Source organism: Marinobacter sp. DY40_1A1 (assembly GCF_016597815.1).
Taxonomy (GTDB): Bacteria; Pseudomonadota; Gammaproteobacteria; order Pseudomonadales; family Oleiphilaceae; genus Marinobacter; species Marinobacter xiaoshiensis.
Genome location: NZ_VCHA01000003.1, coordinates 144714 through 170673, shown reverse-complemented (window position 1 = coordinate 170673; position 25960 = coordinate 144714). Strand labels below are relative to the sequence as shown.

At 53.9% G+C, this 25960-nt stretch carries 20 protein-coding genes; 10 read left to right on the top strand and 10 right to left on the bottom strand.

Going from position 1 to position 25960, the window contains the following annotated elements:
• Positions 1-4 precede the first annotated feature (4 nt).
• Both FFI61_RS09245 and FFI61_RS09240 read left to right on the top strand, forming a co-directional pair.
• Positions 5-3091: an efflux RND transporter permease subunit gene (locus FFI61_RS09245; RefSeq protein ID WP_200201773.1), complete on the top strand. Its 3087-nt coding sequence runs from the start codon at positions 5-7 to the stop codon at positions 3089-3091.
• 169 nt (positions 3092-3260) lie between these two features.
• Complete coding sequence (locus FFI61_RS09240) at positions 3261-5150, top strand: diguanylate cyclase (RefSeq protein WP_227714797.1); 1890 nt, start codon at positions 3261-3263, stop codon at positions 5148-5150.
• Here the strand turns inward: FFI61_RS09240 and FFI61_RS09235 are convergent.
• The 3 genes from FFI61_RS09235 to FFI61_RS09225 all read right to left on the bottom strand — a co-directional run bounded on the left by FFI61_RS09235 (position 5141) and on the right by FFI61_RS09225 (position 8936).
• Positions 5141-6598, bottom strand: a complete 1458-nt coding sequence (locus FFI61_RS09235; RefSeq protein ID WP_200370036.1) for an amidase — start codon at positions 6596-6598, stop codon at positions 5141-5143. The genes FFI61_RS09240 and FFI61_RS09235 overlap by 10 nt on opposite strands.
• A gap of 156 nt (positions 6599-6754) precedes the next feature.
• Positions 6755-7531 carry a co-chaperone DjlA gene (gene djlA, locus FFI61_RS09230; RefSeq protein WP_200370035.1) on the bottom strand — a complete coding sequence of 259 codons (777 nt, stop codon included), beginning with the start codon at positions 7529-7531 and terminating at the stop codon, positions 6755-6757.
• A 124-nt stretch (positions 7532-7655) separates the two neighbouring features.
• Positions 7656-8936, bottom strand: coding sequence for an MgtC/SapB family protein (locus FFI61_RS09225; RefSeq protein ID WP_200370034.1), 1281 nt, complete (start codon positions 8934-8936; stop codon positions 7656-7658).
• Between the two features lie 147 nt (positions 8937-9083).
• Between FFI61_RS09225 and FFI61_RS09220 the strand changes: the two genes are divergently transcribed.
• Both FFI61_RS09220 and FFI61_RS09215 read left to right on the top strand, forming a co-directional pair.
• Positions 9084-10571, top strand: coding sequence for a SulP family inorganic anion transporter (locus FFI61_RS09220; protein ID WP_200370033.1), 1488 nt, complete (start codon positions 9084-9086; stop codon positions 10569-10571).
• Position 10572: 1 nt separating this feature from the next.
• Positions 10573-11454, top strand: coding sequence for a universal stress protein (locus FFI61_RS09215; RefSeq protein ID WP_200201768.1), 882 nt, complete (start codon positions 10573-10575; stop codon positions 11452-11454).
• Positions 11455-11547: 93 nt separating this feature from the next.
• Here FFI61_RS09215 and trpB read toward each other — a convergent pair whose 3' ends face one another.
• The 4 genes from trpB to FFI61_RS09195 all read right to left on the bottom strand — a co-directional run bounded on the left by trpB (position 11548) and on the right by FFI61_RS09195 (position 15189).
• Positions 11548-12753, bottom strand: coding sequence for a tryptophan synthase subunit beta (trpB, locus tag FFI61_RS09210; protein WP_200370032.1), 1206 nt, complete (start codon positions 12751-12753; stop codon positions 11548-11550).
• Between the two features lie 96 nt (positions 12754-12849).
• Positions 12850-14043, bottom strand: coding sequence for an NAD(P)/FAD-dependent oxidoreductase (locus FFI61_RS09205; protein WP_200201766.1), 1194 nt, complete (start codon positions 14041-14043; stop codon positions 12850-12852).
• Between the two features lie 61 nt (positions 14044-14104).
• Positions 14105-14911, bottom strand: a complete 807-nt coding sequence (locus FFI61_RS09200) for a PhzF family phenazine biosynthesis protein (RefSeq protein ID WP_200201765.1) — start codon at positions 14909-14911, stop codon at positions 14105-14107.
• Positions 14908-15189: a hypothetical protein gene (locus FFI61_RS09195; protein ID WP_200370031.1), complete on the bottom strand. Its 282-nt coding sequence runs from the start codon at positions 15187-15189 to the stop codon at positions 14908-14910. Before FFI61_RS09195 ends, FFI61_RS09200 begins: the two co-directional genes overlap by 4 nt.
• Before the next feature lie 230 nt (positions 15190-15419).
• Here FFI61_RS09195 and FFI61_RS09190 point away from each other — a divergent pair, with 230 nt between their 5' ends.
• Positions 15420-16832, top strand: coding sequence for a PLP-dependent aminotransferase family protein (locus tag FFI61_RS09190; RefSeq protein WP_200201763.1), 1413 nt, complete (start codon positions 15420-15422; stop codon positions 16830-16832).
• Here the strand turns inward: FFI61_RS09190 and FFI61_RS09185 are convergent.
• Entirely contained in the window at positions 16818-17462 is a 645-nt protein-coding gene (locus FFI61_RS09185; protein WP_200201762.1) for a response regulator transcription factor, read from the bottom strand. The genes FFI61_RS09190 and FFI61_RS09185 overlap by 15 nt on opposite strands.
• Positions 17455-18933 carry a sensor histidine kinase gene (locus tag FFI61_RS09180; RefSeq protein WP_200370030.1) on the bottom strand — a complete coding sequence of 493 codons (1479 nt, stop codon included), beginning with the start codon at positions 18931-18933 and terminating at the stop codon, positions 17455-17457. The genes FFI61_RS09185 and FFI61_RS09180 overlap by 8 nt, the downstream gene beginning before the upstream one ends.
• Positions 18934-19110: 177 nt before the next feature.
• Between FFI61_RS09180 and FFI61_RS09175 the strand changes: the two genes are divergently transcribed.
• The 5 genes from FFI61_RS09175 (at position 19111) to FFI61_RS09155 (ending at position 25470) form a co-directional block, all read left to right on the top strand.
• A complete protein-coding gene (locus tag FFI61_RS09175; RefSeq protein WP_200370029.1) occupies positions 19111-20739 on the top strand; it encodes an acyl-CoA synthetase in 1629 nt (542 codons plus the stop codon).
• A 99-nt stretch (positions 20740-20838) separates the two neighbouring features.
• On the top strand, positions 20839-22215 hold the full coding sequence (locus tag FFI61_RS09170; RefSeq protein ID WP_200201759.1) for a solute carrier family 23 protein: 1377 nt from the start codon (positions 20839-20841) through the stop codon (positions 22213-22215).
• A 260-nt stretch (positions 22216-22475) separates the two neighbouring features.
• Positions 22476-23306: a metal-dependent hydrolase gene (locus tag FFI61_RS09165; RefSeq protein ID WP_200201758.1), complete on the top strand. Its 831-nt coding sequence runs from the start codon at positions 22476-22478 to the stop codon at positions 23304-23306.
• Positions 23303-24253 carry a DegV family protein gene (locus FFI61_RS09160; RefSeq protein ID WP_200370028.1) on the top strand — a complete coding sequence of 317 codons (951 nt, stop codon included), beginning with the start codon at positions 23303-23305 and terminating at the stop codon, positions 24251-24253. Before FFI61_RS09165 ends, FFI61_RS09160 begins: the two co-directional genes overlap by 4 nt.
• Positions 24254-24435: 182 nt before the next feature.
• Positions 24436-25470 (top strand): hypothetical protein, encoded by a 1035-nt coding sequence (locus tag FFI61_RS09155; protein ID WP_200370027.1) that lies wholly within the window; start codon positions 24436-24438, stop codon positions 25468-25470.
• Positions 25471-25576: 106 nt separating this feature from the next.
• Here FFI61_RS09155 and fdxA read toward each other — a convergent pair whose 3' ends face one another.
• Positions 25577-25900, bottom strand: coding sequence for a ferredoxin FdxA (fdxA, locus tag FFI61_RS09150; protein ID WP_200201755.1), 324 nt, complete (start codon positions 25898-25900; stop codon positions 25577-25579).
• Positions 25901-25960: the final 60 nt, after the last annotated feature.

The following is a 25960-nucleotide window of genomic DNA, read 5'->3' as shown; positions in this document are numbered from 1 at the left end:
CCGTATGCACGCACTCATATATGCGGCCATAGATCGCAGTCGCACTACTCTGCTTACGCTATTTTTCCTGACACTTGGCGGCATTGCTGCGTTCCAGATTATCCCCCGGGAGGCTAATCCCGACGTTACCATTCCCATGATTTATATCTCCATGGCACTGGAAGGTATAAGCCCGGAAGATGCAGAAAGGCTGCTGATTCGCCCCATGGAACAGGAGTTGCGCTCTTTGGAGGGCGTAAAGGAAATGCGTGGTACCGCCTCTGAAGGGCACGCCTCGGTAATGCTGGAGTTCGATGCCGGGTTTGACCCCGATACAGCTCTTCAGGACGTTCGGGAGGCCGTGGATACGGCCCGTAGCAAACTCCCCCGGGAAGCTGACGAGCCAAGCGTCAATGAAATAAACGTCTCGTTGTTTCCTGTACTTTCCATCGGTCTTTCCGGGCCGCTGTCTGAACGAGAGCTGATTACAGTTGCCCGCGGGCTACAAGATGCCATCGAGGCGATTCCAGAGGTGCTCGAAGTTGATATTGGAGGCGACCGGGAAGATTTGCTGGAAATTGTAGTAGACCCTCAGGTGCTGGAAGGCTACGGCGTCGATTTCGACCAGCTTGGCAATCTGGTCACCCGCAACAACCAACTGGTGGCGGCAGGATCGCTGGATACAGGCAATGGTCGTATGACCCTGAAAGTGCCCGGTGTTATCGAGAATATTGAAGATGTTATGTCCATGCCTCTGAAGGTAGATGGCGATACGGTGGTGACCTTTGGAGACGTCGCCATGTTGCAGCGCACCTTCAAAGACCCGACCGGGTTTGCGCGCATCAATGGTGAGCCTGCACTTGTGCTGGAAGTATCCAAGCGCAGTGGCGCTAACATTATTGAAACCGTGGCCCAGGTACGTGAGCTGATTGCCCGGGCACAGCCGCTGCTGCCGGAAGCCCTGGAAGTGCGTTACATCATGGATCAGTCTGATGAAGTGCGCGACCTGCTGAGCGATCTGCTCAACAACGTACTGACTGCCATCGTGCTGGTTATTATTGTGATCATTGCCGCTATGGGGCCGCGTTCAGCCTTGCTGGTAGGGTTGACCATTCCCGGCGCGTTCCTGACAGGCATTCTCGTTATCTGGTCCATGGGGCTTACCCTCAATATCGTGGTGCTGTTCAGCCTCATTCTGGTTGCCGGCATGCTGGTAGACGGAGCGATCGTAGTATCTGAACTGGCAGACCGAAACCTGTCTGACGGGCATACCGTAAAAAGTGCTTGGGCGGAGGCTGCAAGCCGCATGGCCTGGCCGATAATTGCCTCAACGGCAACTACCCTGGCGGTGTTTGTTCCGCTTTTGTTCTGGCCAGGTGTTGTGGGCGAATTCATGAAGTTTCTGCCCATTACCGTGATTATTTGCCTGGTTGCTTCTCTTGCCATGGCGTTGGTGTTTTTGCCGGTTCTGGGGGGCGTGAGTGGTGGTCGCCGTGCTCGCACGGTCAGTGAAAGCGGACGAATGATGCATGGCTATCGCAGGTTGCTGTCCACACTCCTGTCCCACCCAGGCCTTACTCTGGTGGGCGTGCTTGGCGTGGTTGTGGTGATCTATATCGCCTATGGCAAGTTCAATTATGGCATTGAATTTTTCCCCAGCGTGGAACCGGATTCTGCTCAGGTGCAGGTGCGAGCCCGGGGCGACCTGTCTGTTCTGGAACGGGATGCCATAGTCCGACAGGTTGAAGGCCGGTTACAGGGCATGCCGGAAGTAAAAGCGGTGTACGCGCGCTCGATGCTGAACGCCAGCACTCAGATGGCTCCGGATGTGGTTGGAGTGCTTCAGTTCCAATTTACTGACTGGTTTACCCGCCGCCCCGCTAGTGCCATTCTGGATGATTTCCTTGCGCGCACCCAGGATATTCCGGGTATCGAGCTGGAATTTCGCAAGCAGGAAAATGGCCCGGCTGGGGGCAAACCGATAGAGCTTCTGATCAGTAGTCGAGATAGCAGCAAGCTCAACGGATACGTGGATCAGATCGAGGATCAAATGCGCGCCCTGGGTGGCTTTGTGGACATTGAAGATGACCGCAGCCTGCCTGGTATTGAATGGCGTCTTGAAGTAGATCGCGAAGCCGCCGCCCGTTTTGGAACCGACGTGCTGAGCATTGGCAGTGCTGTTCGCCTGGTTACCAATGGCCTGGTGCTGGCCACCTACCGGCCCGAAGATGTTCGTGATGAGGTGGATATTGTTGTGCGGGTTCCCGGCAACTGGCGCGAACTCGACCATTTGCAACGCCAGACCATCAATACGGCGCGGGGGCAGGTTCCTCTATCGCAGTTTCTTGATCTGCAACCCGGAAACAAGACAGGCAGCATTTCCCGGGTAGATGGTCAGCGAACGGTTACCATCAAATCGGATATTGGCCCAGGGGAACAAGTAGACAGCTTGCTAAAAGCTTTACAGGCCAAGCTTCCTGAAACGCCCGACGGCGTATCGGTTAAGTTTGCCGGGGAAAATGAAGATCAGCAGCAGGCATCCAACTTCCTGATAAGCGCATTTTTGATTGCAATTGCCATGATGCTGCTCATTCTGGTGACTCAGTTCAACTCGTTGTATCAGAGCTTCCTGATTCTTTCTGCGATTGTACTTTCAACGGCCGGCGTTCTTCTCGGGTTGCTGTTGAACGGCCAGTCGTTTGGCATCGTAATGGTGGGCATGGGTATTATCGCGCTGGCGGGCATTGTGGTGAATAACAACATCATTCTGATCGACACCTATAATCAAATGAAGAAAGATGGCATGGCGGCATACGAGGCGGCATTGGAAACCAGCTGTCTGCGTTTGCGCCCTGTGCTGCTTACCGCAATTACTACCGTGCTGGGCTTGATGCCGATGGTTTTGAGCGTGAATGTCGATCTGCTTACACCGTCGCTTGGGCTGGGGGCGCCATCAACACAGTGGTGGGCGCAGCTGTCTAGCGCCATCGCTGGCGGCCTGGCATTTGCCACCATTCTCACCTTGCTGCTTACACCGGCCATGCTGGTGCTGGGTGATCGGGTGGGGGAAGCTGTGCGGAGGAAAACCGGGCGTATGTGGCCTGCGGATTAAAGTGCCGGGGCGATTTATGAGCAATATTGTACAAAGCTGTACAGATTTGTAGCGTTTCTTGTCGATTTGCGCCTTATGGTAGGAAGTGCAGGCAAATGCATGATCCTGAGGCCATACTGGGTAAGAAGCCGACAGCGGCACACAAGCCCGTGTGTGATTGGAGCCAGCTTTGAAACGAGACTTCCGGTTACCTTGCCTGCTACTTTTGCTGCTGACGTCCATCTCGGCGTTTTCTGCGGAACAGACAGCTGTATGGAGTGAATATTCCAAGCGAGTAGAACTTTCTCGTTACGTGGATTATTGGCAAGAGCCAGATGAGGCCACCGATATTTCGCACGTTGCAGGGTTAAGCGCGGATGCCTGGACGCGCAACGGCAGTGATAGCGTTAACCTGGGTTATGGCCCACAGGTATTCTGGTTTCGCGTGGCCCTGGAAAACGCCACTGCGAGTGAAGCCAACACCTTTCTTGAGATTGGCTATCCGGTTCTTGATCACATCGAGGTTTACTTCAAACCGGATGACCAGAGCCAAAATGTACTGGTATTGGGCGACAAACAACCGTTTTACGACCGTCCCATTCTGCACCGCAATTTTGTTGTACCTTTAACACTCGCGCCCTTTGAGAAAGCTGAGGTTTACCTGCGTGTAAAAACCACCAGTTCCATGCAGATTCCTTTAACGCTTTGGAATCAGGATGCGTTCTATTCGGTGGAGCAGTCCCGAAGCATGTTTGAGGGGCTATACTACGGCATTGTGTTGGTCATGATTTTATACCACGTATTTGTTTTTCTCGCCGTTGGCGAGAGGAGCTTTCTGCACTATGTGGTATTCATGGCGGCGATGCCGTTGTTCCTGGCTAGCCTTCATGGTGTGGCTTTTCAGTATTTATGGCCGGAAGCAATATGGTGGAATGATCAGGCTATCATCGTTTTTTTGAGCCTGACTGTTCTATTTGGCTCATCCTTTACTCTTGCATTTATCAACGTTACCCGGAAAAACCACCCACTGCTGAACCGGTGGACGCTCTGCATTGCCGGGGCCGCAGGGTTGATGGCGGTGGCTGGCTTGTTGGTGCCGTACCAGTATCTGATTTTGCCGACAATATTGTTGGCGGTTATCGGTTGCTCAACCCTGTTAATACTCAGCATTGTCCGGTGGGTGAAAAAGGATCCAGCGGCACGGTATTACACTTTTGCATGGGTGTTCATGTTGTTTGGCGGCATTGTTCTGGCCATGAGCAAGTTCACCATGTTGCCCCGTAACCTACTGACAGAAAATGCAACGCAGATTGGCTCCGCCCTTGGCGTAACGTTACTGTCAATTGCACTGGCAGACCGGCTGAATAAAGACAAGAAGCGAATTTTTGAGGCCCAGCAGGGAGCATTGCGAGAGGAGCGTAAGGCCCGGATTGCACAGGCTAAAACCCTGGAAATACAACGCGAAGCTAATGTGCTGCTTGAAGAAAGAGTACGGGAGCGTACCCGGGATCTTGAGCGCCTGAACGAGCAGTTGCTTGAATTAAGTTCCACGGATGCACTCACAGAGCTAAAAAACCGCGGCCACTTTGATCGGGCATTCCAGGCGGAGGTGGTGCACGCCTACCGATATCAGGAGCCACTGTCTCTTCTGCTTTTGGATATCGACCACTTCAAACAGTTTAACGACAGCCATGGCCACCTGGTGGGTGATGATTGCTTGAAGATGGTGGCCCGGTGTGTACGCCAGTTAGTTACCCGGCCACAGGATATGGCTGCTCGTTATGGTGGTGAGGAGTTTGTTGTTCTGCTTCCAAACACACCGCACAAAGGCGCCCTCGATGTTGCCGAGCGAATTCGTAAGGCAGTTGCAGCTATGGCGTTTGAGCTATCCGGCCAAACACTTCATCTAACCGTCAGTATCGGAGTGTGCACGGAACTGCCAGATAATGCAGGTGCCACGGAGGTAATTTTCAGCAGGGCGGATGAAGCCTTGTATCAGGCGAAGGCCAATGGCCGCAATTGTGTTGTGGCTTGGGCCACGCCCAGTGAGGACGCGACACCGGCCACTACTCAGGCGTGACTGTATTCAGCAGTAGCCCAGGGTGAAAACTCGGACTCCAGCGCGAATGCAAGCTCCAGCAGCGTTCGCTCATCCCCGAACTTGCTCATGAGCTGCACTGAAACAGGCAGATTCTCTGGTGTCATAGCCATGGGTATTGATATGGCAGGCGTGCCAGTAACGTTTGCCAGTGGGGTGAAATTGGCATACTGCGTGAGGCGCTCAAACAGTGTGTCAAAGGGCACTTTTGAGCTCAGGTGGCCCAGCTTTGGAGTGGTGTGGCCCAGAACCGGTGTCAGTACCGCATCATAGGCCGACATGGCCTCAGCAAACTCGAACCTGGCGCGGCGTAAGCGCCACAGCACTGCTGGCATCTTCAGGAAACCTCGCTTGAACATTCTGTCCAAACCCTGAGTCAAACCGTCTACCTGCCGTTTGTCGAACCCCGGGTGCGTTATTTTGCGGCCGTTGAGTTTCATGCCAAAGGCCAGCAATCCCCAGTACATTGCAAAATCATCGGGGAAGCTCGAGTTTGCAGGTGTGTCTACAGGCTCAAGATGGTGGCCTTGGGCTTCCAGTTTTCGGGCAGTGGCTTCGACAACGCGCCGTGTCGTGTCATCAGTTTTGTGACCGTTAATAGAGTCAATAACCAAGCCAATCCGCATCGGCTTGTCAGATGGGCCTTCCACTTTTCCAATGGATGGTAATTTCGGGTTGCGGTAATACCGCTCTGCTTCATAGATGAAATTGGCTGTATCCCGAACGGTGCGAGTAACTACACCATCACTGAGAATATCAATGGGGAGTGACTTTGAAGCGTCGTTCTCGATCACACGCCCACGGGACGGCTTGAGCCCTATGAGCCCGCAAACAGCCGCCGGAATCCGTATGGAGCCGCCACCGTCGTTGGCATGGGCAATGGGAACGGCGCCGCTTGCCACGAGTGCTGCCGCGCCACCTGATGAGGCTCCGCTGGAGTATGCCAGGTTCCAGGGGTTGCGGGTGGGGGCATCATGCACCGGCTCGGTTGAAGCATTAAATCCGAACTCCGGCATGGTGGTCTTTCCCATGCAAAGATAGCCTTGGGCCAGCATCTGTTCCGCAAAGGGGCTCGTGTGCTTTACGAGGTGTCCGGCAGGCACCGCGGCTGATCCCTGGCGTGTTGGCATTCCCGCTACGTTCGTATTGTCTTTTATAAAGGTAGGGACGCCGGTGAAAAACGGCGCCTCTGCCAGGTCAGATTTACTATCCAGTTTGGCAGCGGTTTCCAGCATCTGTTGATAGCGTTCCGCAACAACACCGTGAACCAGTGGTTCGGCTTTATGCAACCGGGCAATAGCAGCCTGGGTCACTTCGGAAATTGATACGTCCCTACGGCGGATACGCTCTGCCAAAGCGGTCGCGTCGTCGTTCCCAAGAGCGTCATTGGTAAAGGTGTTGGCGGTTTTCGGGGCGTCAGAAGCGGACATTCGAGGCATCTCCATCATAATTTGCAGCAGTTCTCCGGGGAGCTGCTTTCCTGGAGGCATACTCTACTCGAACGCAAAATATGACGACATGTCATTTCAGGTATGAGTGCAAAAACCCGTTACGTTTAACGGGCTTTTGCGAGGGGGTTGACGGAATCAGGTGCTGGCTTTTCGGGATTCCTTGATAACGTCGTAGGCATGGGTGATTTCTTGTGTGCGCTCTTCTGCCATTTCGCGCATGCTCTCCGGCAGGCCGCGTCCGGCAATCTTGTCGGGATGGTTTTCACTCATGAGTTTGCGGTATACCTTTTTAAGCTCCGCGTCGCTGATGGATGGTGAAACACCCAAAACCTTGTAGGCATCGTCGGTTTGCTGAGCCGTAGATCGCTGGCTGCCGGTCTGGCCAGCGTGCGCGCCGCGCAACATGGCTTCCAGTTGATCTACCTGGCTTTCGGGCAGGCCAAGCCCGCGTGCTATGCGGACCAGCATTTCGTGTTCTGCCGGGTGGACTACACCATCCGCAGCGACAGCAGACACTTGTACCTGGAGGAACATCTGCAATATAGCGGGTTGGCGACCGCTGATAGCCAGGAAGTGTCTTAGCTCTGCATCCAGATCAAAATTTTCGGCTTTGCCCCGGCTGAATGCGGCTTTTGCAGCTTCTCTTTGGGCCTCATTAAGGCGGAAGCGCACAAACATGGCTTCGGCCATCTGTATTTCGTCTTTTGAAACAACTCCGTCGGCCTTGCACAGTGCACCCATGACCGCAAACACAGATTCAATGAAACCGGATTGAATGCCTTGAAGTTTGCCAATCAGGCGGCTTTTAGCGCGGTTAAGCAGAAAAGCGCCCAGAGCAGCCCCCACTAAAAATCCGGGGAACTTGCCAAAGCTGTAACCAATCAAACCACCAATGATCATCGCAAACAGCATTAAAACGTCCTTAGGGGATAATGGATCAGACCACAGAATATACGTGTTTTTTTGCGAATCTTCATGAACAGGCTTTCATCCAGCCGCTCTATTTTCTCGGAAAAACGAGTTGGTAGTGGTTTGCTTACTGTAGCCAGGCCACCAAAAGCCCCGCTGCCAGTGACAGCAGCATAGGCCCTGCCACATAAAGCCCTATTTGCCGGTTGCCGATCACCCAGGCCATGCCCGATTTGATCAGGTTGTTGGTGGCCGCCGCAATAACGATGCCGAGTACCGCAGCATCCATTGCCAGGCCATTGTTGGACATGCGAGTGAGGGACAGGGTAATCGCATCCACATCTGCAATGCCCGAAGTGGCGGCCAGCATATAGATGCCGGTATCGCCCAGCCAATCTTTCAGAAAGTCCCCGAGCAGCAGGATGGCTGTCAGCAGCATGCCGAAAACTACAGCCGATTTCAGATCCAGCGGGTTTTGGTTAAGTGTTGGCTGGCTGACCTCGCCCGTTTCGGAATTCCTGTGCCAGATGATGAACGCTGGCACGTAAAGCAGCACTGTCATAACGGCCACGGGCCAGGCCAGGCTGGGCAGCAAGTCTCGGTTAATGACGAAGCAGTACACAAGGATGCGTGGGAACATGGTGCCACACGCAATCAGAATGCCGGTGGCAAACTGTGCGTTCAGGGCAGGGTGTTTGTCCGCCTGGCGGGCGAAGTGCAGGGTCAGGGCGGTGGATGAGCTCAAACCTGCAAACAGGCTGGTAAACAGAATGCCTTTGCTGGTGCCCGCCACTCGCATGGCGAAATAACCCACGAAGGAGATGGACGCAATCATCACGACCATCCACCAGATTTCCCGAGGGTTGAGAACGCCACCAGGCCCCATGGCCTCATCTGGTAGCAGAGGTAGCATCACCACTGAAATGACGAGCAGCTTGAGTGCCGCATCCAGTTCGTGGGCTTTAAGTTTGTGTACCCATCCGTGAATTTCGTCCTTATTGTCCAGAATAATGGCGGTAATCACTGCAGCAGTCGTCGCTATCACCGGGTCGACGGCCACCGCTATGGCGCCGAAGCAGAAGGTGAGCACCATGCTGACCATGCCGGTAATGCTGAAGTTCCGGATATGATCGAGCCGTTCGCTATAGGCCACAATCGCCATGGCGACCACACTCAGCAGGAGTACAGGAAACGCCCAGACGGTGATTTCCTCTGCCAGGACTGTAGAAATACCGCCCAGAAGACCGACAAGTGAAAAGGTGCGAATGCCGGCTATGCGCTCGCCGGACTTCTGCTCGCGGGAGCCCCAGCCCCGCTCCAGGCCTATGATGGCGCCCAACAGAAGTGCTACCGCAAGGTTCAAAGTGGTCTGATTTGTGGCCAGAAACTGAGAAGCAACATCATCCATGAACGCAGTTAGCTCATTTTTGTGGTGGGTGTTATTGGGATAATAGCAGCCCGTGAGGCCGTGAGAATAGGCGCCCTTACGCCGGAAGCGGTATTTTGGTAGAATTCGCGCCCTTTATTTTGCGCAACCTTCCGGGTAACCAAAGCTATGGTAAATACAATGAAAGCCGAATGGTTTTCCAACATTAAGGGCGATTTACTCGCCGGGATCGTGGTTGCCCTTGCGTTAATTCCGGAAGCGATTGCTTTCTCGATCATTGCCGGAGTAGATCCCAAAGTAGGGCTATACGCTTCATTTTGTATTGCGGTAATCATTGCGTTTGTGGGTGGCCGCCCCGGCATGATCTCGGCAGCAACCGGCGCCATGGCGCTACTGATGATAACTCTGGTGAAAGAGCATGGCCTGGAGTACCTGATGGCCGCCACGCTGCTAACCGGTGTGCTCCAGATACTGGCTGGCTGGCTGAAACTGGGTAGCTTGATGAGGTTTGTGTCCCGCTCAGTCGTAACCGGCTTCGTGAATGCTCTGGCTATCCTGATCTTTATGGCCCAACTTCCGGAACTCACGAACGTAACCTGGCATGTTTATGCCATGACTGCAGCAGGCCTGGGCATTATCTATCTGTTCCCCTATGTGCCCAAGCTAGGGAAGCTTTTGCCCTCGCCATTGGTCTGCATAGTATCCCTGACGATTGTGGCGGTAATATTCAATATCGACGTGCGCACAGTGGGCGATATGGGTGAGTTGCCCGACACGCTGCCAATTTTTCTCTGGCCAGATGTTCCCCTGACTCTTGAAACCTTGATGATTATCCTTCCGTATTCCATTCCACTGGCCGTTGTAGGCTTGCTGGAATCCATGATGACCGCCACCATTGTGGACGATCTGACTGATACCGAAAGCGATCGTAACCGCGAGTGCCGGGGGCAGGGCATTGCCAACATCGGGTCTGGTCTGTTTGGTGGTATGGCAGGCTGCGCGATGATTGGGCAATCCGTTATCAACGTAAAATCCGGGGGGCGCGGCCGGCTTTCCACGTTCACCGCAGGCGTATTCCTGATGGTAATGATTGTGGTGCTGGACGACATACTGGTTCAGATTCCCATGGCTGCGCTGGTGGCCGTAATGATCATGGTATCTATCGGTACCTTCTCTTGGGAATCCATACGCAACCTGAAAGAACATCCACTTTCGACCAACATAGTGATGCTGGTAACTGTGTGCGTTGTGGTTGTAACCCACAACCTGGCGCTGGGCGTGTTTGCCGGCGTATTGCTGGCGGCACTGTTTTTTGCCAACAAGATTGGCCACTTTATGGAAGTTAAGTCCACTCTTGATGAAGCCACGGGCACGCGTACCTACAAGGTAACGGGCCAGGTGTTTTTCAGTTCTTCGGAAAAGTTTGTTGCATCGTTTGATTTCCGTGAAGTGGTCGATAAAGTGGTGATAGATGTTAGCCGTGCGCATTTCTGGGACATTACCGCCGTGGGTGCGCTCGACAAAGTGGTTATCAAGTTCCGCCGCGATGGCGCAGAGGTGGAAGTGATTGGCATGAACGAGGCCAGTGCCACCATCGTTGACCGTTTTGGTGTGCACGACAAGCCGGAAGGCATTGATCAGTTGATGGGCCATTAATATGCAAAATACAACAGAAAACATTCAGGACCGCTTGCAGGTAGTGGCCTGCATTGATGGCTCACCCGCAGCGCCAGCGGTATGCGACTATGCGGCCTGGGCTAGCAAACATATGGATTCGCCACTGACCCTCCTGCATGTGCTGGATCAGGAGCGGTATCCTTCAGAGCCGGACCTGGCCGGAAACATTGGTCTGGGTAGTCGGGAGCAACTTCTGGATGAGTTGGCTCAGCTTGACCGTAAGCGAGCCAAACTGGCTCTTGAGCACGGTGATCACATGCTGGACGAGGCAGCCCGCAGGCTTGAGAACGCGGGTGTCGGCGAAATCAAAAAGCGCCAGCGCCATGGTGATTTGACCGAATCCTTGTTGGCGCTGGAAGATGAAACCCGTCTGATAGTGATGGGCTTGCAGGGAGAAAGCAGCTCTGATCGGGGCTCCCGCATAGGAAGCCAGCTGGAAACGATTATCCGCAGTGTGCATCGCCCGATCCTTCTTGTACCTGAAACCTACTCAACGCCCAGTACAGCCATGTTAGCATTTGATGGCAGTGCCACTGCGTTTAAAGGCGTTGAGTTGCTGGCGGGTAGCCCGGTACTGAAAGGCGTGCCATTGCACCTTGTAATGGTTGGGGCAGACACTGCTGAGCACAGAGGCCAGCTGGAGAAAGCAAAGCAGATGCTGGAAGTGCTTGATACTGAAATCACCCTGACCATTTTGTCTGGTGATGTGGAGCAGGCGCTGCACAAGTATCAGGAAGAGCAAAATATAGACATCATGGTTATGGGTGCCTACGGCCACTCCCGCATACGGCAGTTTTTTGTTGGCAGTACCACAACCAACATGCTGAGAACCGCAGAAAAGCCATTGGTCATTCTGCGCTAATCGCCAGTCATTAGCTGTCCTGCTTCACCACCCGTGCCCATTCAGAGAGCTACGGGTGGTGGCTAAGGCTTTTTGCGAGATCTGGGCGGCAGCTCAGAGCCCCAGTTTTTCTGCTACGAAATCCACATCTTTATCGCCACGGCCAGACAGGTTAACCAGAATCGAGTGTTCCTCTGACAGGCCAGGTGCAGTTTTAATTGCCCAAGCTACAGCGTGAGCGCTTTCAAGGGCAGGAATAATGCCCTCTACCCGCGATAGCATCATAAACGCGTCCAGGCATTCAGCATCGTCTGCACAGGCATACTCCACACGGCCCAAATCTTTCAGATAGCTGTGTTGCGGGCCGCTACCCGGGTAATCCAGGCCGGAAGCAATAGAGTGAACCGGCATTGCGTTGCCTTCGTCATCCTCCAGCACATAGCAGGCCATTCCGTGTATCTGGCCAGGCTTGCCCAGCGTCATGGTTGCGGCATGACGGTCGGTATCCAGGCCTTCACCGGCCGGCTCCACACCGACCAGTTTTACGCTTTCGTCATTGAGAAATGCGGTAAATATGCCCATGGCATTGGAGCCGCCCCCGACGCAAGCAGCTATGTAATCCGGAAGCTTCTTGTAGCGCTCCATGAACTGCTCGCGAGCCTCGCGGCCTACAACCGATTGGAAGTCACGGACCATGCCCGGGAAAGGGTGGGGGCCAACAACCGAGCCAATGGCGTAAATAAAGTTTTGCGGGTCTTTCAGGTACTCGTCAAAAGCGCTGTCGACGGCATCTTTAAGAGTGGCGGTGCCGCGGGTTACTGGCACCAGAGTAGCGCCCAGGATTTTCATTTTGGTGACGTTAGGGTGTTCTTTGGCAATATCCACAGTGCCCATGTGGATCTCGCAAGGGATGCCCACAAGAGCGCAGGCGGTCGCAAGAGCTACACCGTGCTGGCCGGCGCCCGTCTCCGCTATCACCTTGGTTTTGCCCATGAATTTGGCTAGCAGGGCTTCACCCAGACAGTGATTGATCTTGTGCGCACCCGTGTGATTAAGATCTTCCCGCTTCAGATAGATACGCGCCCCGCCAAGCTTTTCGGATAAGCGACGAGCGTAGAAAATCGGGCTGGGGCGGCCTACATAGTCTGATAGCAGATAAGCCAGCTCATCCTTAAAATCTTTGCGCTGGCGGATTTCCTGATAGGCAGCACTGATTTCGTCCATTACCTGTTTCAATTCCGGCGGCACAAACTGCCCGCCAAATTCGCCAAAAAAGCCTTGTGCGTCGGGGAGGTTATCGTACGGGGAAGGTGCGCTCATAAACGATGTCTCATATGAAATTATGGATCAATAATAACGCTCAGCCTGAGGGCACTCAATGCTGATGGGATGGAGTGAGCTACCTGTAAACCCCAATCAGGCAGCGCTTCCGGCTGCCACTCCTGAAGCCCACGCCCATTGAAAATTATGCCCGCCCAAATGCCCCGTTACGTCTACAACTTCACCGATAAAATACAGGTTCGGATGCTCAAGCGCCGCCATTGTTTTTGATGAGAGTTGGCGGGTGTCCACACCGCCCAGGGTCACTTCCGCTGTTCGATAGCCTTCTGTTCCCGCCGGCTTCACTGTCCATTGCCCTAGCGTCTCAGACACCTGTTCAAGGTCACTGTTTTTGTAGCCCTGAAGAGGGCCGCTCCAGCCATGAATTTCGTTGAAGGCTTGTGCAAAGCGCTTGGGGAGGTGCAGAGCCAGGTATTGGGCAATGGTGGATTGAGGCCTCTGTTTGCGCAGGGCCAGAAGATCTTCAAGGATGTTGCGATCTGGTAGCAGGTTGATGGTCAGAGGGTCGCCAGGTTGCCAGAAGCTGGAAATTTGCAACATGGATGGGCCGCTCAAACCTCGATGCGTGACCAGCATGGGCTCGCGGAAGTTATGGTTATTGCAGGCCGCATCAACAGGGCAGCTTACGCCGGATAGAGGGGCCAACTGCTGTTTCAGTTCCGGGTGCAGGGTGAAAGGCACCAGCCCGGCCCGGGTGGGGAGGACATCCAGGCCGAACTGCCGGGCAACCTCGTAGCCGAATCCTGTGGCGCCCATGGTGGGGATGGATAAGCCTCCGCAGGCGATGATCAGAGATGTGCAGGCCAGGGTGCCTGAACTGGTATTAACCCGGTAGCTGCCATAGCTTTGTGCAATGCTCTTCACGTTGGTTTTCATGCGAATTTCTGCACCGGCCCATTCGCATTCCGTGAGCAACATGGCGACTATGTCTTTCGCGCTGTCTTTGCAGAATAGCTGACCGGCGGCTTTCTCTTCGTGCTCAATGCCATGGCGTTCAACAAGATCCAGAAAGTGCTGGGGGGTGTAGCGCTTCAGGGCAGAAATACAGAACCGTGGATTGTCCGACAGGAAGTTTGCGGCCGTGCTGTTGAGGTTGGTGAAGTTGCAGCGCCCGCCGCCGGACATGAGGATCTTTTTTCCCGGCTTATTGGCGTGATCGATTACCAGCACTTTGCGCCCGCGATAGCCGGCAGTGGCGGCGCACATCAGGCCGGCGGCGCCGGCACCGATAATCACTACATCGTACTGGTTACTGGAACTTGCCGTCATTACTGCCTGCCGATTGGTTTATGTGGCGCGCAGTATACCAGCCTCGGAGCTGCCGTATGGCTCATTCCAGATGAACAGTGCCTTCCATATAAAAGGCCACCTGCCCGGCAATCGCAACGCGATCGCCTTTCAGTTCACAGCGTAATAGACCGCCCCGTGCAGACAGTTGCCGCGCCTCCAGCTTTGTTTTGCCGAGTTTTTCTGCCCAGTAGGGCACCAGAACACTGTGGATAGAGCCGGTAACCGGATCCTCATCAATTCCGGAGCCAGGCGCAAAGTACCGGCTGACAAAGTCGGCGGTGTCACCGGGTGCAGTGATGATCACGCCTTGATTGCCCAGTTGTTTGAGCTTTCGCATATCCGGCTGCGCCGCTTTCACAGCTGCCTCGTTTTCCAGGACAACCATGTAATTGGTGTCGTTCGGCACGTAAAAAGCCGTTGCCGGCGTGCTATCCAGAGCTTGGCTGATGATTGGCGGTGTGTTCTGTTCTTCAGTTTTCAGGTTCGGGAAGTCCAGAACCAGCCAGTTATCCGGGGTTTGGTGAACGCCTAAAATACCGCTGCGAGAGCCAAAGCGTATCTCATCTGACTGCCACCCCAGTTTATTGAAAATAACCCAGGCGCTGGCGAGAGTGGCGTGGCCGCAAAGGGGTACTTCAACACTGGGAGTGAACCAGCGTATATGAAAGTCTGCGCCATTGGTGCCGGATTCCCGTACGAAGAATGCGGTTTCTGCCAAGTTGTTCTCGGCGGCCAGTGCCTGCATGGTGTCGTCCGGAAGCCACGCCTCCAGAGGCATGACCGCGGCAGGGTTCCCTTTGAAGATCTCGCTGGCAAAAGCGTCTACCTGGTAGATGGGGTAATTCATGTTCTGTTCTCTGGAAGCAAGTGTTTAGCGTAGTGGTGGCCTTTGTAGCTGGCAAACTGCGCCAGCTCATTCTCGCTGTAAAAGTGCAGCTCGGGCAATGGATTGGTGTGTGTTACTACCCAGTGCTTCTGGCCGGACTGGCGTATAGAAAACCCGAGGTCTTCCAGCCATTGGCGGTTGGTGTTCAGGTCTTCACCGTACAGTGCGGGCGCGCTGGGGTTGAGGCCAAAAAGATTGCTTCGGGTAGTGGTCAGAGCCTGACTGTTTGCGATGCCCATGATGAAACTCCTTCTTCTGATTTTCGATGTTGTTATTGTCTTCCTGAACTGACAGCCATAACAGATTCAGATAATCTGTTTTTGAACCGGTACAGAGCTAAATATTGCCGCTCTGTACTGATGTGTTTTCCGGGTATCTGTACCGTTTCGGTTTGGTGCGGATCTGTTGCAATGGGCGTGCTGGCTGTCCGAATGGGCAAATGATTTCTTGATTGGGTGAGGTGGGCAGTATGGGGGCTCTATACAACCAGGTGGCAGACAGGCTTCAGTCGCTGATTCAGGACGGTGTCTACCGGGATGGCGACCGCCTGCCGGGCGTGCGGGTGTTGAGTAAACAGTACGAAGTGAGTATTTCAACTGTGTTGCAGGCGCACCAAACACTTGAAGCTCGCGGCTATCTTCAGGCCCGGGAGCGCAGTGGCTACTTTGTTCGCTTGCCTGCAGTCGATGCCCCGGAGCCAGTCATGGGCAGGCTCAGGATTCGCCCGGCGCCGGTAACGGCCCGCGAGATGACTCTGGAATTGTGCGCTGATGAGCAAAACCGCATGGTGCCGCTCGCTACTGCCATTCCCCATCCGGAGTTCTTGCCGTTGCGACAGATTCAACAAAGTACGATTTGGGCGGCCCGGCGGGGCCTTGAAACACTGGATTACGCTTTTCCCGGAAAAGCGTCATTCCGCAGGCAGATTGCGCAAAGGATGGCGACGATTGGTGTTCCGGTTACGCCGGATGATGTGCTGGTTACCAACGGCGCTCAGGAAGCCATCATTCTGGGTTTGCGCGCCGTCACTCAACCGGGGGATATAGTGGCGGTTGAGTCGCCCTCGTTCCCGGGTATTCTTCAGGCTTTGGAAGTGGTTGGGTTAAGGGCGATGGAAATACCGACCCACCCATCCGACGGGCTCAGTCTTGAAGGCTTGCAGCTGGCCCTGGAGCAGTGGCCTCTGAAAGCCTGCGTAGTGGTGTGCAATCACAGCAACCCCATGGGCGCACGGATGCCGGATGAGCGCAAAAAACAGTTGGTGTCTATGCTTGCTGCCGCTGGAGTGCCGTTGATAGAAGATGACATTTACGGAGATCTTTATCATACCGGCGAACGCCCAAAGCCTGCGAAAGCCTTTGATCGCACGGATAATGTTATCTACTGCAACTCGTTTTCCAAAACCATTTCGCCGGGGTTGAGACTGGGCTGGATGTTGCCCGGGCGATACATGGCTGGTGCTCGGCAGCAGAAGTATTTTTCCAATCTGGCAACATCTTCGATCCCGCAATTGGCAGTGGCACACTTTCTGGAGCAGGGTGGGTACGATCGTTATCTGCGCTCGGCACGGCAGAATTATCGGGAAACCACAGAGCGTATGAGAGCGGCAGTTGCGCGGTCATTTCCTGTGGGGACTGCGGTCAGCAGGCCACAAGGCGGCTTTGTACTCTGGGTGCAGCTACCGGCAGGCGTTTCTGGCACTCGGGTTTATCATCGAGCGCGGGCTGAAGACATTAACGTGGCTCCGGGCCTGATGTTTTCCATATCAGACAAGTTTGAGTCTTGCCTGCGGCTAAACGGTGGCAATCCCTGGAACGAGCGTATCGACCAGGCCATCGCCAGGCTGGGCGCGCTGGCCCATGAGGAGCTAGCGCAGGTTTGATGGGTCAAGCAGGCCAGCGGTGATGGCTATGCCCGTAACATCGGGCAGCCGCTCCGCACCCAGTCGCTTCATTACACGGGCCCGGTAGAGGTCGATGGTCTTTACACTTACACCCAGTTGATCCGCAATCTCGCGGCTGGTGTAGCCTTGGGCCATAGGCAGGAATACATCCCGCTCCCGGCGTGTAAGCGTCGAAATGAGCGCATCAGCCCGTTCGTCGCCCAGTTGCAGATGACTGGATTGATGATGAGCTTCCAATGCCTGCTGCACGCTGTCGAGAAGCAGCTGCTCGTTGAATGGCTTCTCGATGAAATCAAAGGCACCGGATTTGAACGCGCGCACCACAATTGGCACATCCGCATGGCCGGATACGAAAATGATTGGCAACTCAATGCCGCGCTTTTGCAGCTCTTCCTGAACGTTCAGCCCGCCGAGTCCCGGCATCCGCACATCCAGCACCACGCAGCCGCCCCGGCTATCGCCCAGGGCATCCAGAAACTTGCGCCCGTCGCTGTATGCTTGCACGTTCAAGCCAACAGACTCCAGTAACCACTGGGTAGATTCCAGCATGCCAGCATCGTCATCAACAACGTAAACGGTGGATGTCTCCTGGGAGGGATCGTTACTCATCGGGTGCAGTCTCCGTGCTGGGTATACGTTTGTGAGCGGGTGCGGTCGGGAAGCGGCAGGTCAGGGTAAGGCCACCGGTTGATGCAGGACGTGCATCCAGAAAGCCACCAAAGCCTTCAATAATGGAGCGGCTCATGGAAAGCCCCAGTCCAAGCCCTTGGGGCTTGTTGGTGTAAAACGGCTGAAACATCTTCCGGATTTCCTGGTCATCAAGGCCTGGCCCTTCATCCGTGACGTCAATCAGCGTTTCACCTTCGCTATTTATGGATGCTGAGAGCATCAGGCGGGAACCCGCGCTGGCTCCTTGGGCGGCGCGCGCTTCCATATTTGCTTCCATGCCATTACGGATCAGATTAATCAGTACCTGCTCCAGCAATACCTGATCTGCAATGATTGTGGGCTTGCTGTCGGCCGGGGTGCAGATTATCTCTACATCGTGTTTATCTGCCTCCCATTGGCAGAGTTGGGCAACTTTTGTGAGGGTTTCGTTTAGCTGAACTTCTGCTGTGCGTTTCCGACCTTTACGAAGGAAGGCTCGGAGGTGCTTGATCACTTCCGAAGCGCGATTGGCATGGTGGATGATCTTCTCCAGGCCATCGTCGACACGCTCAAGATGTTCAGGATGTGTGCGGGCGTTTTTCAGGTAACGCTGGCTGGCGCTGGCAAAGTTAACGATGGTCGCCAAAGGCTGATTCATTTCGTGGGCAATGCTGGAAGCCAGTTCGCCAAGGGCCGCGAGTCTTGCGGTACGCGCAAGTTCATCGGCCAGCCTTCGGTTGTTGTCCTCTGAGGCAACTCTGGCGGTGATGTCTCTGGATACACTGACCACCTCAACAACCGCCCCTGTGTAGGTTTCTCTGATGGCCCGGCTTGCGATTTCGAACCAACGTTTGCTGCCGTCACGGTGGGTCAGGTCCAGAGTCATGGTGGCGTAGCCGTCATCTCGCAGGCGATTGCGGGTCTCGGTTAACTGGCGCATAGAGCTATCGCTCTGGAATATGTCTTCCAGTAGCCGGCCCCGAAGCTCTTCCGGCCAGTAGCCGAGGAGGCGCCATGAAGCCTGTGTTGCATCTATGAAGCGCCCGTCGGGAGCGTGCCGCGAAATAAGGTCGGTGGTATTTTCTGTGATCACCCGGTATAAGCGGTTCGATCGAATGGCCTGATCCCGGTTAAGGACATCGTTTGTGGCATCCCGGCCACGGGCCAAAACCTCAGAGGTTTCCAGGCAGGGGACAAATGTCCACAGAAGGATCGTGTCGTTGATGCGGGCTTCTACGTCTTCGATGGCTCTGGCTTGTGTCAGCGACGCGGTAACCAGTGCCTGAGTATTGGTTGGGAGGGTGGCTGATGGGCCTGTCAGGCCATTTTCCTGCCACAACCTGTCAGCGGCGAGATTGCTTTGCAAAGTTTTGGCAGAGCTATCCAGTATAAAGCTGGGTTGCGGGTCTGCATCGGACAAGCTAAAACTCATAGTAGCCATCGATTCTATCGTGTTGGGGTGCGGTATAGTGATTGCACTATAATACCTTGGTGTAATTTCTAGTATTACCTCTATTAAATAAGATTCTCTCTATAAGAAGTCATAGCTACTCTAGCTGCTTTTCCAAATACGACACAAGAACAATAGGCTCATAAAGAGGAACACCCCATGACCTCGATCTTCGATCAGGGCCTTGCGCCCCTTGATGCCAATTACGCTGTTCAATCCCCGATTGATTTTATCGAACGCACGGCAAGCGTCTACCCTGACTACCCCTCCATTATCCACGGAGCTGTTCGCTATAACTGGGCGCAGACATACGACCGTTCACGGCGCCTTGCATCTGCGCTAACAGGGCGAGGTATCAAGCGGGGAGATACCGTGGCGGCCATGCTGCCTAATATTCCCGCCATGGTGGAGTGTCATTTTGGAGTGCCTATGATGGGCGCGGTTCTGAATACACTGAATGTGCGCCTGGATGCAGAGGCTATTGCCTTCATGCTTGAGCACGGCGAAGCCAAGGTGGTAATTGCCGATCGCGAATTTGGTGAGGTAGTTCGCGATGCGGTGAGCCGTCTGAAAAACAAGCCGCTGATTGTTGATGTGGATGATCCGGAATACGGCGAAGGGGTTCAGGTCAGCGATTTGGACTATGAAGCCTTTCTGCAAGAGGGCGACCCGCAGTTTCAGTGGAGCTTTCCGGACAACGAATGGGACGCGATTTCACTGAATTACACCTCCGGCACCACCGGCAACCCCAAGGGTGTGGTTTATCACCATCGCGGCGCCTACATCAACGCTCTGGGTAACCAGGCGGTTTGGTCCATGGGTATGCACCCTGTATATCTGTGGACACTGCCTATGTTCCATTGTAATGGCTGGTGTTTCCCCTGGACGATTACCGCCATGGCGGGCACTCACGTGTGTTTGCGCCGGGTAGATCCTGAAAAGATTCTGCAGCTGATCAAAGAGCATCAGGTTACGCATATGTGCGGCGCGCCGATTGTTCTTAATGCGCTGTTGAACGTGCCAGCTGAGTCCAAGGCGGGCATTGATCACGAAGTTCGTTCCATGATTGCAGGTGCTGCGCCACCGGCCCAGGTTATTGGTGCCGTTGAAGAAATGGGCATCAAGGTGACCCACGTGTATGGCCTGACAGAAGTGTATGGTCCGGTAACCGTGTGTGCGTGGAAATCTGACTGGGATGAACTGCCGTTGCACGATCGGGCCAAAATCAAAGCTCGTCAGGGTGTGCGCTATCACACCCTCGCCGGCACCATGGTGGGCGATCCGAATACCATGAAAGCGGTGCCCAAAGATGGCAAAACCGTGGGTGAAATCTTCCTGCGCGGCAACACCGTTATGAAAGGCTACCTGAAGACCCCCAAGGCTACCGAGGAAGCATTCCGCGGTGGTTGGTTCCATACCGGGGATCTGGCTGTTTGGCACGAAGACGGCTACATGGAAATCAAGGATCGCCTGAAGGACATCATCATCTCTGGTGGTGAGAATATCTCCACCATTGAAGTTGAGGATACGCTGTACCGACACCCGGCTGTTCTGGAAGCCGCGGTAGTGGCCCGCCCGGATGAAAAGTGGGGCGAGACACCCTGTGCATTTGTGACCCTCAAACCAGAAGCAGGTGATCTGAGCGAGGAAGATATTATCAATTTCTGTCGTGAGCACCTGGCTCGCTTCAAAGTGCCCAAAACAGTCATTTTCTCGGAGTTGCCCAAGACCTCTACAGGCAAGATCCAGAAGTTTCTGCTAAGGGATCAAGCCAAAGAACTGACCTGACCTCCTTGACCGGCAGTGTCAGCCCTGGCACTGCCGGATAAAGCTACAAAAACAACACAAAACAGGCATGCGTAAATAACGTGTGCGGGAGACCCTGCTATGCAAATGTTTCACCGTAAGACCGGGGAAGAGCAGCCGTATTGGCCTGCCGGCCCTTTTAAAGTTCGCCTTCCTTTTGTTCATTACCGCTGGGAATTTGCGGAGATGGTTCAAGCTTTGATCATGTTTGTGGTCAGTCTTGCCATGATTCCTCTGCTGCAAAAATACCTGGGTGTTCCCTACGATGTTGCCTTGGCTTATGCCGTGATCTGCGGCATCGGGTTTATGCTGCCTGCCTTGTTGGGCGTTCCTCTGGTACCAGGCTGGATAACGCCGGGCATCCCGGTGGTGTTGCTTTTCCTGAGTGATTATGAGCCTGGCCCCGACGCCATTCAGGCTATGTTTGCTCTGCAGTTCCTTGTGTTTATCATTTTCCTTTTCCTCGGCGTTACCCGCCTGGGAAGCAAACTGGTGGATCTGATTCCCCGCTCCATGAAAGGCGGCATTATTATCGGTGCGGGTATTGCGGCACTGATGGGAGAGATTGAAGTGGGCGGCCGAGTGGCCAATACGCCTATATCGCTCATTGTTGGCGGTCTGGTTTGTTTGTATCTGATGTTCTCTGTGTCGTTCAAGGGCTTTGTTGAGAGCAACTCTTTTGCTCGCAAAATTGCCAACTACGGCATGGTTCCAGGCATGATCGTGGCTATTCTCGTGGGATTCGCCACGGGTGAATACGATGTGCCGAATGTTGAGTGGGGTATTACCAAACCGGCCTTTGACGAGTTGTGGAACTACCTGCCATTTACGGTTGGCTTCCCCGACCCCAAAATATTCCTTTATGCCATTCCAACGGCGATCATTGCCTACATTATCGCCTTCGGCGATATCGTGGTGGGGCAGTCCCTGATGAACCGTGTGGATCATCTTCGTAAAGATGAAGACATCGATAACAGCATCGACCGTGTGCACCTGGTAACCGCCATTCGTAATGGTGGCCACGCATTCTTCGCGCCATACCCCGGCCTGGCAGGCCCAATATGGACGGCCGTGACTGCAACCATGGCCGAGCGTTACAAGTATGGCCGCAACGCTATGGATTCAATCTACAGTGGTGGCGGTACCTTCTGGATCACTGGCTTTATCGCCCTGTTTATTCTGCCGCTGGTGAGCTTTTTCCAGCCGGTTCTGCCCATTGCACTGTCCCTGACTCTTTTGCTGACCGGTTATATCTGTTTGATGGTTGGTCTGGAACAGCTGGAGAACAACACCGAACGCGGAATTGCGGGCACCATGGGCGTGGTATTGGCGGTCTATGGAGCAGGTTGGGGCCTTGGTACCGGCGTGGTTCTTTATCTTTTGATTGAGCGAACCAAACTGATCGGATTTACCCCGGATCCGGAAGCTCCGGGAGCCACAAAAACCGATAAATCCTGAGTGCTTGGTCCCTGGTTTTTACCGGGGACCATCAAAAAAGTGATCTGCAAGACTTTGGGAGGCTAATAGCCTCCCTTTTTTGTGTCGGCTTTTTAACTATTCCTGCTTTCAGCACGCTGACGATGTGTCATTTTGTGACAATGTGTCCTTTTTGCTGCTACCACCCTTCCTTCTACCTCATTCCGGGGATTAGACTGATGCCGCTGGTGTTTTTTTGTCCAGCAAACGCAAATTATAATAAATAGAAGCAGGAGGCAGTCATGTCCATCAGCTCCACTCCAGAGGGTGTGTCCGTTAAGCCACGGCACCTGCACTTTGATGTCAGCGAAGATTTAAAAACACTTTGGCACGGCGATGATGCGTTTCGTACGGCGTTCTTCAATGCACTATCGCTTCAGTTTCCGGATGGTGAACAGCAGTTCATCAATGCGGTTCGGCTGTATCAGGGCAAGATTGAAGATCCGAAACTGAAGGCTGAAATCCGTGGGTTTATTGGCCAGGAAGCTTTACACAGTCGCGAGCACAAGGCTTACAACGAAGGGTTGAAAGCGCGGGGCTATGACATTGACGGGCTGGATAGCCGTTTTCGTAAACACATGGAGTGGGTAGGGAAGCTGTCACCGAGTCGGCAGTTAGCAGGCACCTGCGGCGCCGAACATTATACAGCCGTATTGGCGAATGCTATTTTAAGTCATCCGGAATGGCTGGATGGTGCCACGCCGATTATGGCGCAGCTTTGGCGCTGGCATGCCATAGAAGAAACCGAGCACAAATCAGTCGCCTTTGATGTGTATCGGGAGTGTGTTGGCAACGAAAACCTGAGGCGGTTTATCTTCCTGTTTGTAACCTGGAACTTCTTCAAGTACACCTTCTTGAATACCTGCAGCCTGTTGAAAACCGACGGCAAGCTCTGGAGTCTCCGCACCTGGATGGGTGGGCTTAACTTCCTGTGGGGGAAACCCGGAATTTTGCGCCAGTGTTTGCCGGAATTTCTGGCCTATTTTCGCAAGGATTTTCATCCCTGGCAGCAAGATAACAGGGCGCTTTTGGCGAAAAACCTCGGTGAACTGAAAGCAGGAGGCGTGGTGTGAAAGTTGGATTAATCGTCGATTCGGCATGTGATTTACCATTCGAATTCAGTCGCAAGCATGACTTGTTCATTCTGCCCGTAACCGCGGTAATTGATGGCGAAACCTATATTGACCGGCATGATCCTATCAGAACCCAGGAGTTCTATCAGAGTGGGCTCCTGCAAAAAGGTCGACATGCTGAAACACAGGCGTTTAGCGCCGAACAGATCCATGAGTTGTTCATGGAAAAGATCGTGCCCGAGTACGATGTGGCAATTTGTGAAACAGTTACACGCAGCCGAAGTCTGGTTTTTCAGAATGCATCTGAAGCTATGAACAGCGTGATGGCGAATTACGAGCAGGCCCGTGCAGCGTCGGGCCGAGAAGGCAAATTCTCCATGCGGGTGATTGATAGCAAGCAGATCTTTGCGGGGCAAGGTTTGCTGGCGGCTCATACGCTCAGGCTGATTGACCAGAAACTTTCCAAGAACGCGCTACGTAATGAAGTGGAGCGCTTTTCTGACAAGATCTACACCTGCGTTATTCCCCGCGACCTTCACTACATTCGCGAGCGAGCCAGACGCCGCGGCGACAAAAGCATATCGGGTGTTGTTGCATTCCTTGGTAAAGCTTTGAATATCACTCCGGTGTTGTTCGGCCAGGGTGTTGAAGGTCAGCCTGTTGCCAAAACCCGTAGTTTTGAGGCCGCGGTGGAAAAGGTGATGAATTATGCCACCGCGAGAGTCGAGGCCGGCCTGCTCACGCCTTACGTGAGCTTGTCTTGCGGCCTTGCCTGGACAGAAATCGAAGAGTTGCCCGGCTTGAACCGGCTCAGAAATGCCTGTGAAAACAATGGTGTTGAACTGTTGCTGTCGCAGATGGGCATCACCAGCAGCATTTATATTGGGCCGGGCAGTTTGTGCCTGGCGCTAGCGGCAGAACCTCACAGTTTCACCGATTATCAGTAACCTCCTGGCGTCCGATCCGGCAGTTTCTCTACCCATTAGCGCAGTGCCGGGTTGGCACTGGCCCAGCCGCTATGAATCAGCCGTGCCTGGGGCGAATCGGTGTATCCTGCCTTCGTGTTAGCCTTTCGCTATCCAGTGCAATCACTTATGTATTTCTTTATATCAATAGGGCCGCGAATATCATGACCAAGGATAGAATCGATCCAGCCAGTCAACTGCTGGAACTGCATGTGAAACATGAAGTTGCCTCATTGAAAGGTGCAAAACTCCGAAAATTTCTCAATCAGGAAGTCGGAGAGCTTCTTGATCATGCGGGCACCATCACACTGAATCGCATTGCGTCTGAGCAACAGGTAATGGAGACCATTCAGCGAGTGGTTGTGGATATGGAACTGGATGCTGGTATTCCTGAACTGGCGGGTGAGATGGCTACCGAGGTGCTAAATGCATCCGTTCAGGCAAACACAGTATTAAGTGACATTATCACCCGTGATCAAGCCACGGGTTTTGTGGAAGAAATGCTTGAGTTGCGCCAGCAACGTGAACGGATAATCAGCGAAATCATGGCTCATCCTGTCTATCAGGAGCTGGTTTCGAATGTGGTCTATCAGGGAATTGTTAATTACCTCTACGAAGATAATCTGATCACCAAAACCGTGCCTGGCGTTGGCTCTATGATGAAGTTTGGCAAACGTATGGCCAACAAAGCGGTACCGGGGCTTGATGAAACCTTTGAGCGCAGGTTGAAGGCCTGGCTCTCTGATAGCTTGCCGGGGCTGATCAGCCGCAGTGAGCAGTTCCTGCAGCGCGCGCTCTCTGATGATGAGGTGAGGGATACGGTTATGGCTGCCTGGATTGCCGTAGAAGACAGGACTGTCGACGAGCTTCGCGAAGGGCTTGGCGATGTTGAGTTGCAGGCATTCGTGGTGCTGGGTTATGAGTTTTGGCTGCAGTTCCGGAAAACCGACTATTTTGCCGGTTGCACCCGGGCCGTGGTTGCGCATCTTTTTGTGAAGTATGGGGACCGACCACTTACCGACCTGCTCGGTGACCTTGGTGTTACTCGTGAGGTGATTATGGCAGAGGTAGATGCCTGGGCTATTCCGGTAATAGGTTTGCTCCAGGAGGAGGGCTATATTGAGGCTCTCGTGCGTAGACGGCTCTCAGCTTTCTATAAATCCGCCGCGGCCCGGAAAATACTCGAGCCGGCATCGTAGGTGGCACGGAGTTGTTAATGCGGTATAGGTAAACAAAAAAGGGAAGCCGAAACGGGCTTCCCTTTTTTGGTTCAGGTCCTGGTGATATTACCAGGCCTGTCGGTAATCACTTTTCCAGATATTGCAGTTTGTTGGGCTTGCCATCCCACTCAGCGGCATCTGGGAGTGGGTCTTTCTTTTCGGTGATATTAGGCCACTTTCCTGCCAGGTCGGCGTTAATTTCAACGAATTCCGCCTGATCGGCTGGCAATTCATCTTCCGAGAAAATAGCTTCAGCTGGGCACTCAGGCTCACACAGTGCGCAGTCGATACACTCGTCTGGGTCGATTACCAGAAAGTTCGGGCCTTCGTAGAAGCAGTCTACCGGGCACACTTCTACACAATCTGTGTATTTGCACTTGATGCAGTTATCGGTAACGATAAACGCCATAATCAGATCCCTGGTCCAGTGGTCAATCTCATCCGGAGCCTGTTGTCAGGTTCCATCATT

Coding starts and splice junctions, on each gene's coding strand:
- FFI61_RS09205 (WP_200201766.1), bottom strand. CDS start 14,043: ATGACGGCAAGTTCCAGTAACCAGTACGATGTAGTGATTATCGGTGCC.
- FFI61_RS09225 (WP_200370034.1), bottom strand. CDS start 8,936: ATGGATGATGTTGCTTCTCAGTTTCTGGCCACAAATCAGACCACTTTG.
- FFI61_RS09185 (WP_200201762.1), bottom strand. CDS start 17,462: ATGAGTAACGATCCCTCCCAGGAGACATCCACCGTTTACGTTGTTGAT.
- FFI61_RS09235 (WP_200370036.1), bottom strand. CDS start 6,598: ATGTCCGCTTCTGACGCCCCGAAAACCGCCAACACCTTTACCAATGAC.
- FFI61_RS09175 (WP_200370029.1), top strand. CDS start 19,111: ATGACCTCGATCTTCGATCAGGGCCTTGCGCCCCTTGATGCCAATTAC.
- FFI61_RS09155 (WP_200370027.1), top strand. CDS start 24,436: ATGACCAAGGATAGAATCGATCCAGCCAGTCAACTGCTGGAACTGCAT.
- FFI61_RS09195 (WP_200370031.1), bottom strand. CDS start 15,189: ATGGGCATCGCAAACAGTCAGGCTCTGACCACTACCCGAAGCAATCTT.
- trpB (WP_200370032.1), bottom strand. CDS start 12,753: ATGAGCGCACCTTCCCCGTACGATAACCTCCCCGACGCACAAGGCTTT.
- djlA (WP_200370035.1), bottom strand. CDS start 7,531: ATGCTGTTTGCGATGATCATTGGTGGTTTGATTGGTTACAGCTTTGGC.
- FFI61_RS09200 (WP_200201765.1), bottom strand. CDS start 14,911: ATGAATTACCCCATCTACCAGGTAGACGCTTTTGCCAGCGAGATCTTC.
- FFI61_RS09190 (WP_200201763.1), top strand. CDS start 15,420: ATGGGGGCTCTATACAACCAGGTGGCAGACAGGCTTCAGTCGCTGATT.
- FFI61_RS09215 (WP_200201768.1), top strand. CDS start 10,573: ATGCAAAATACAACAGAAAACATTCAGGACCGCTTGCAGGTAGTGGCC.
- fdxA (WP_200201755.1), bottom strand. CDS start 25,900: ATGGCGTTTATCGTTACCGATAACTGCATCAAGTGCAAATACACAGAT.
- FFI61_RS09180 (WP_200370030.1), bottom strand. CDS start 18,933: ATGAGTTTTAGCTTGTCCGATGCAGACCCGCAACCCAGCTTTATACTG.
- FFI61_RS09220 (WP_200370033.1), top strand. CDS start 9,084: ATGGTAAATACAATGAAAGCCGAATGGTTTTCCAACATTAAGGGCGAT.
- FFI61_RS09165 (WP_200201758.1), top strand. CDS start 22,476: ATGTCCATCAGCTCCACTCCAGAGGGTGTGTCCGTTAAGCCACGGCAC.
- FFI61_RS09170 (WP_200201759.1), top strand. CDS start 20,839: ATGCAAATGTTTCACCGTAAGACCGGGGAAGAGCAGCCGTATTGGCCT.
- FFI61_RS09245 (WP_200201773.1), top strand. CDS start 5: ATGCACGCACTCATATATGCGGCCATAGATCGCAGTCGCACTACTCTG.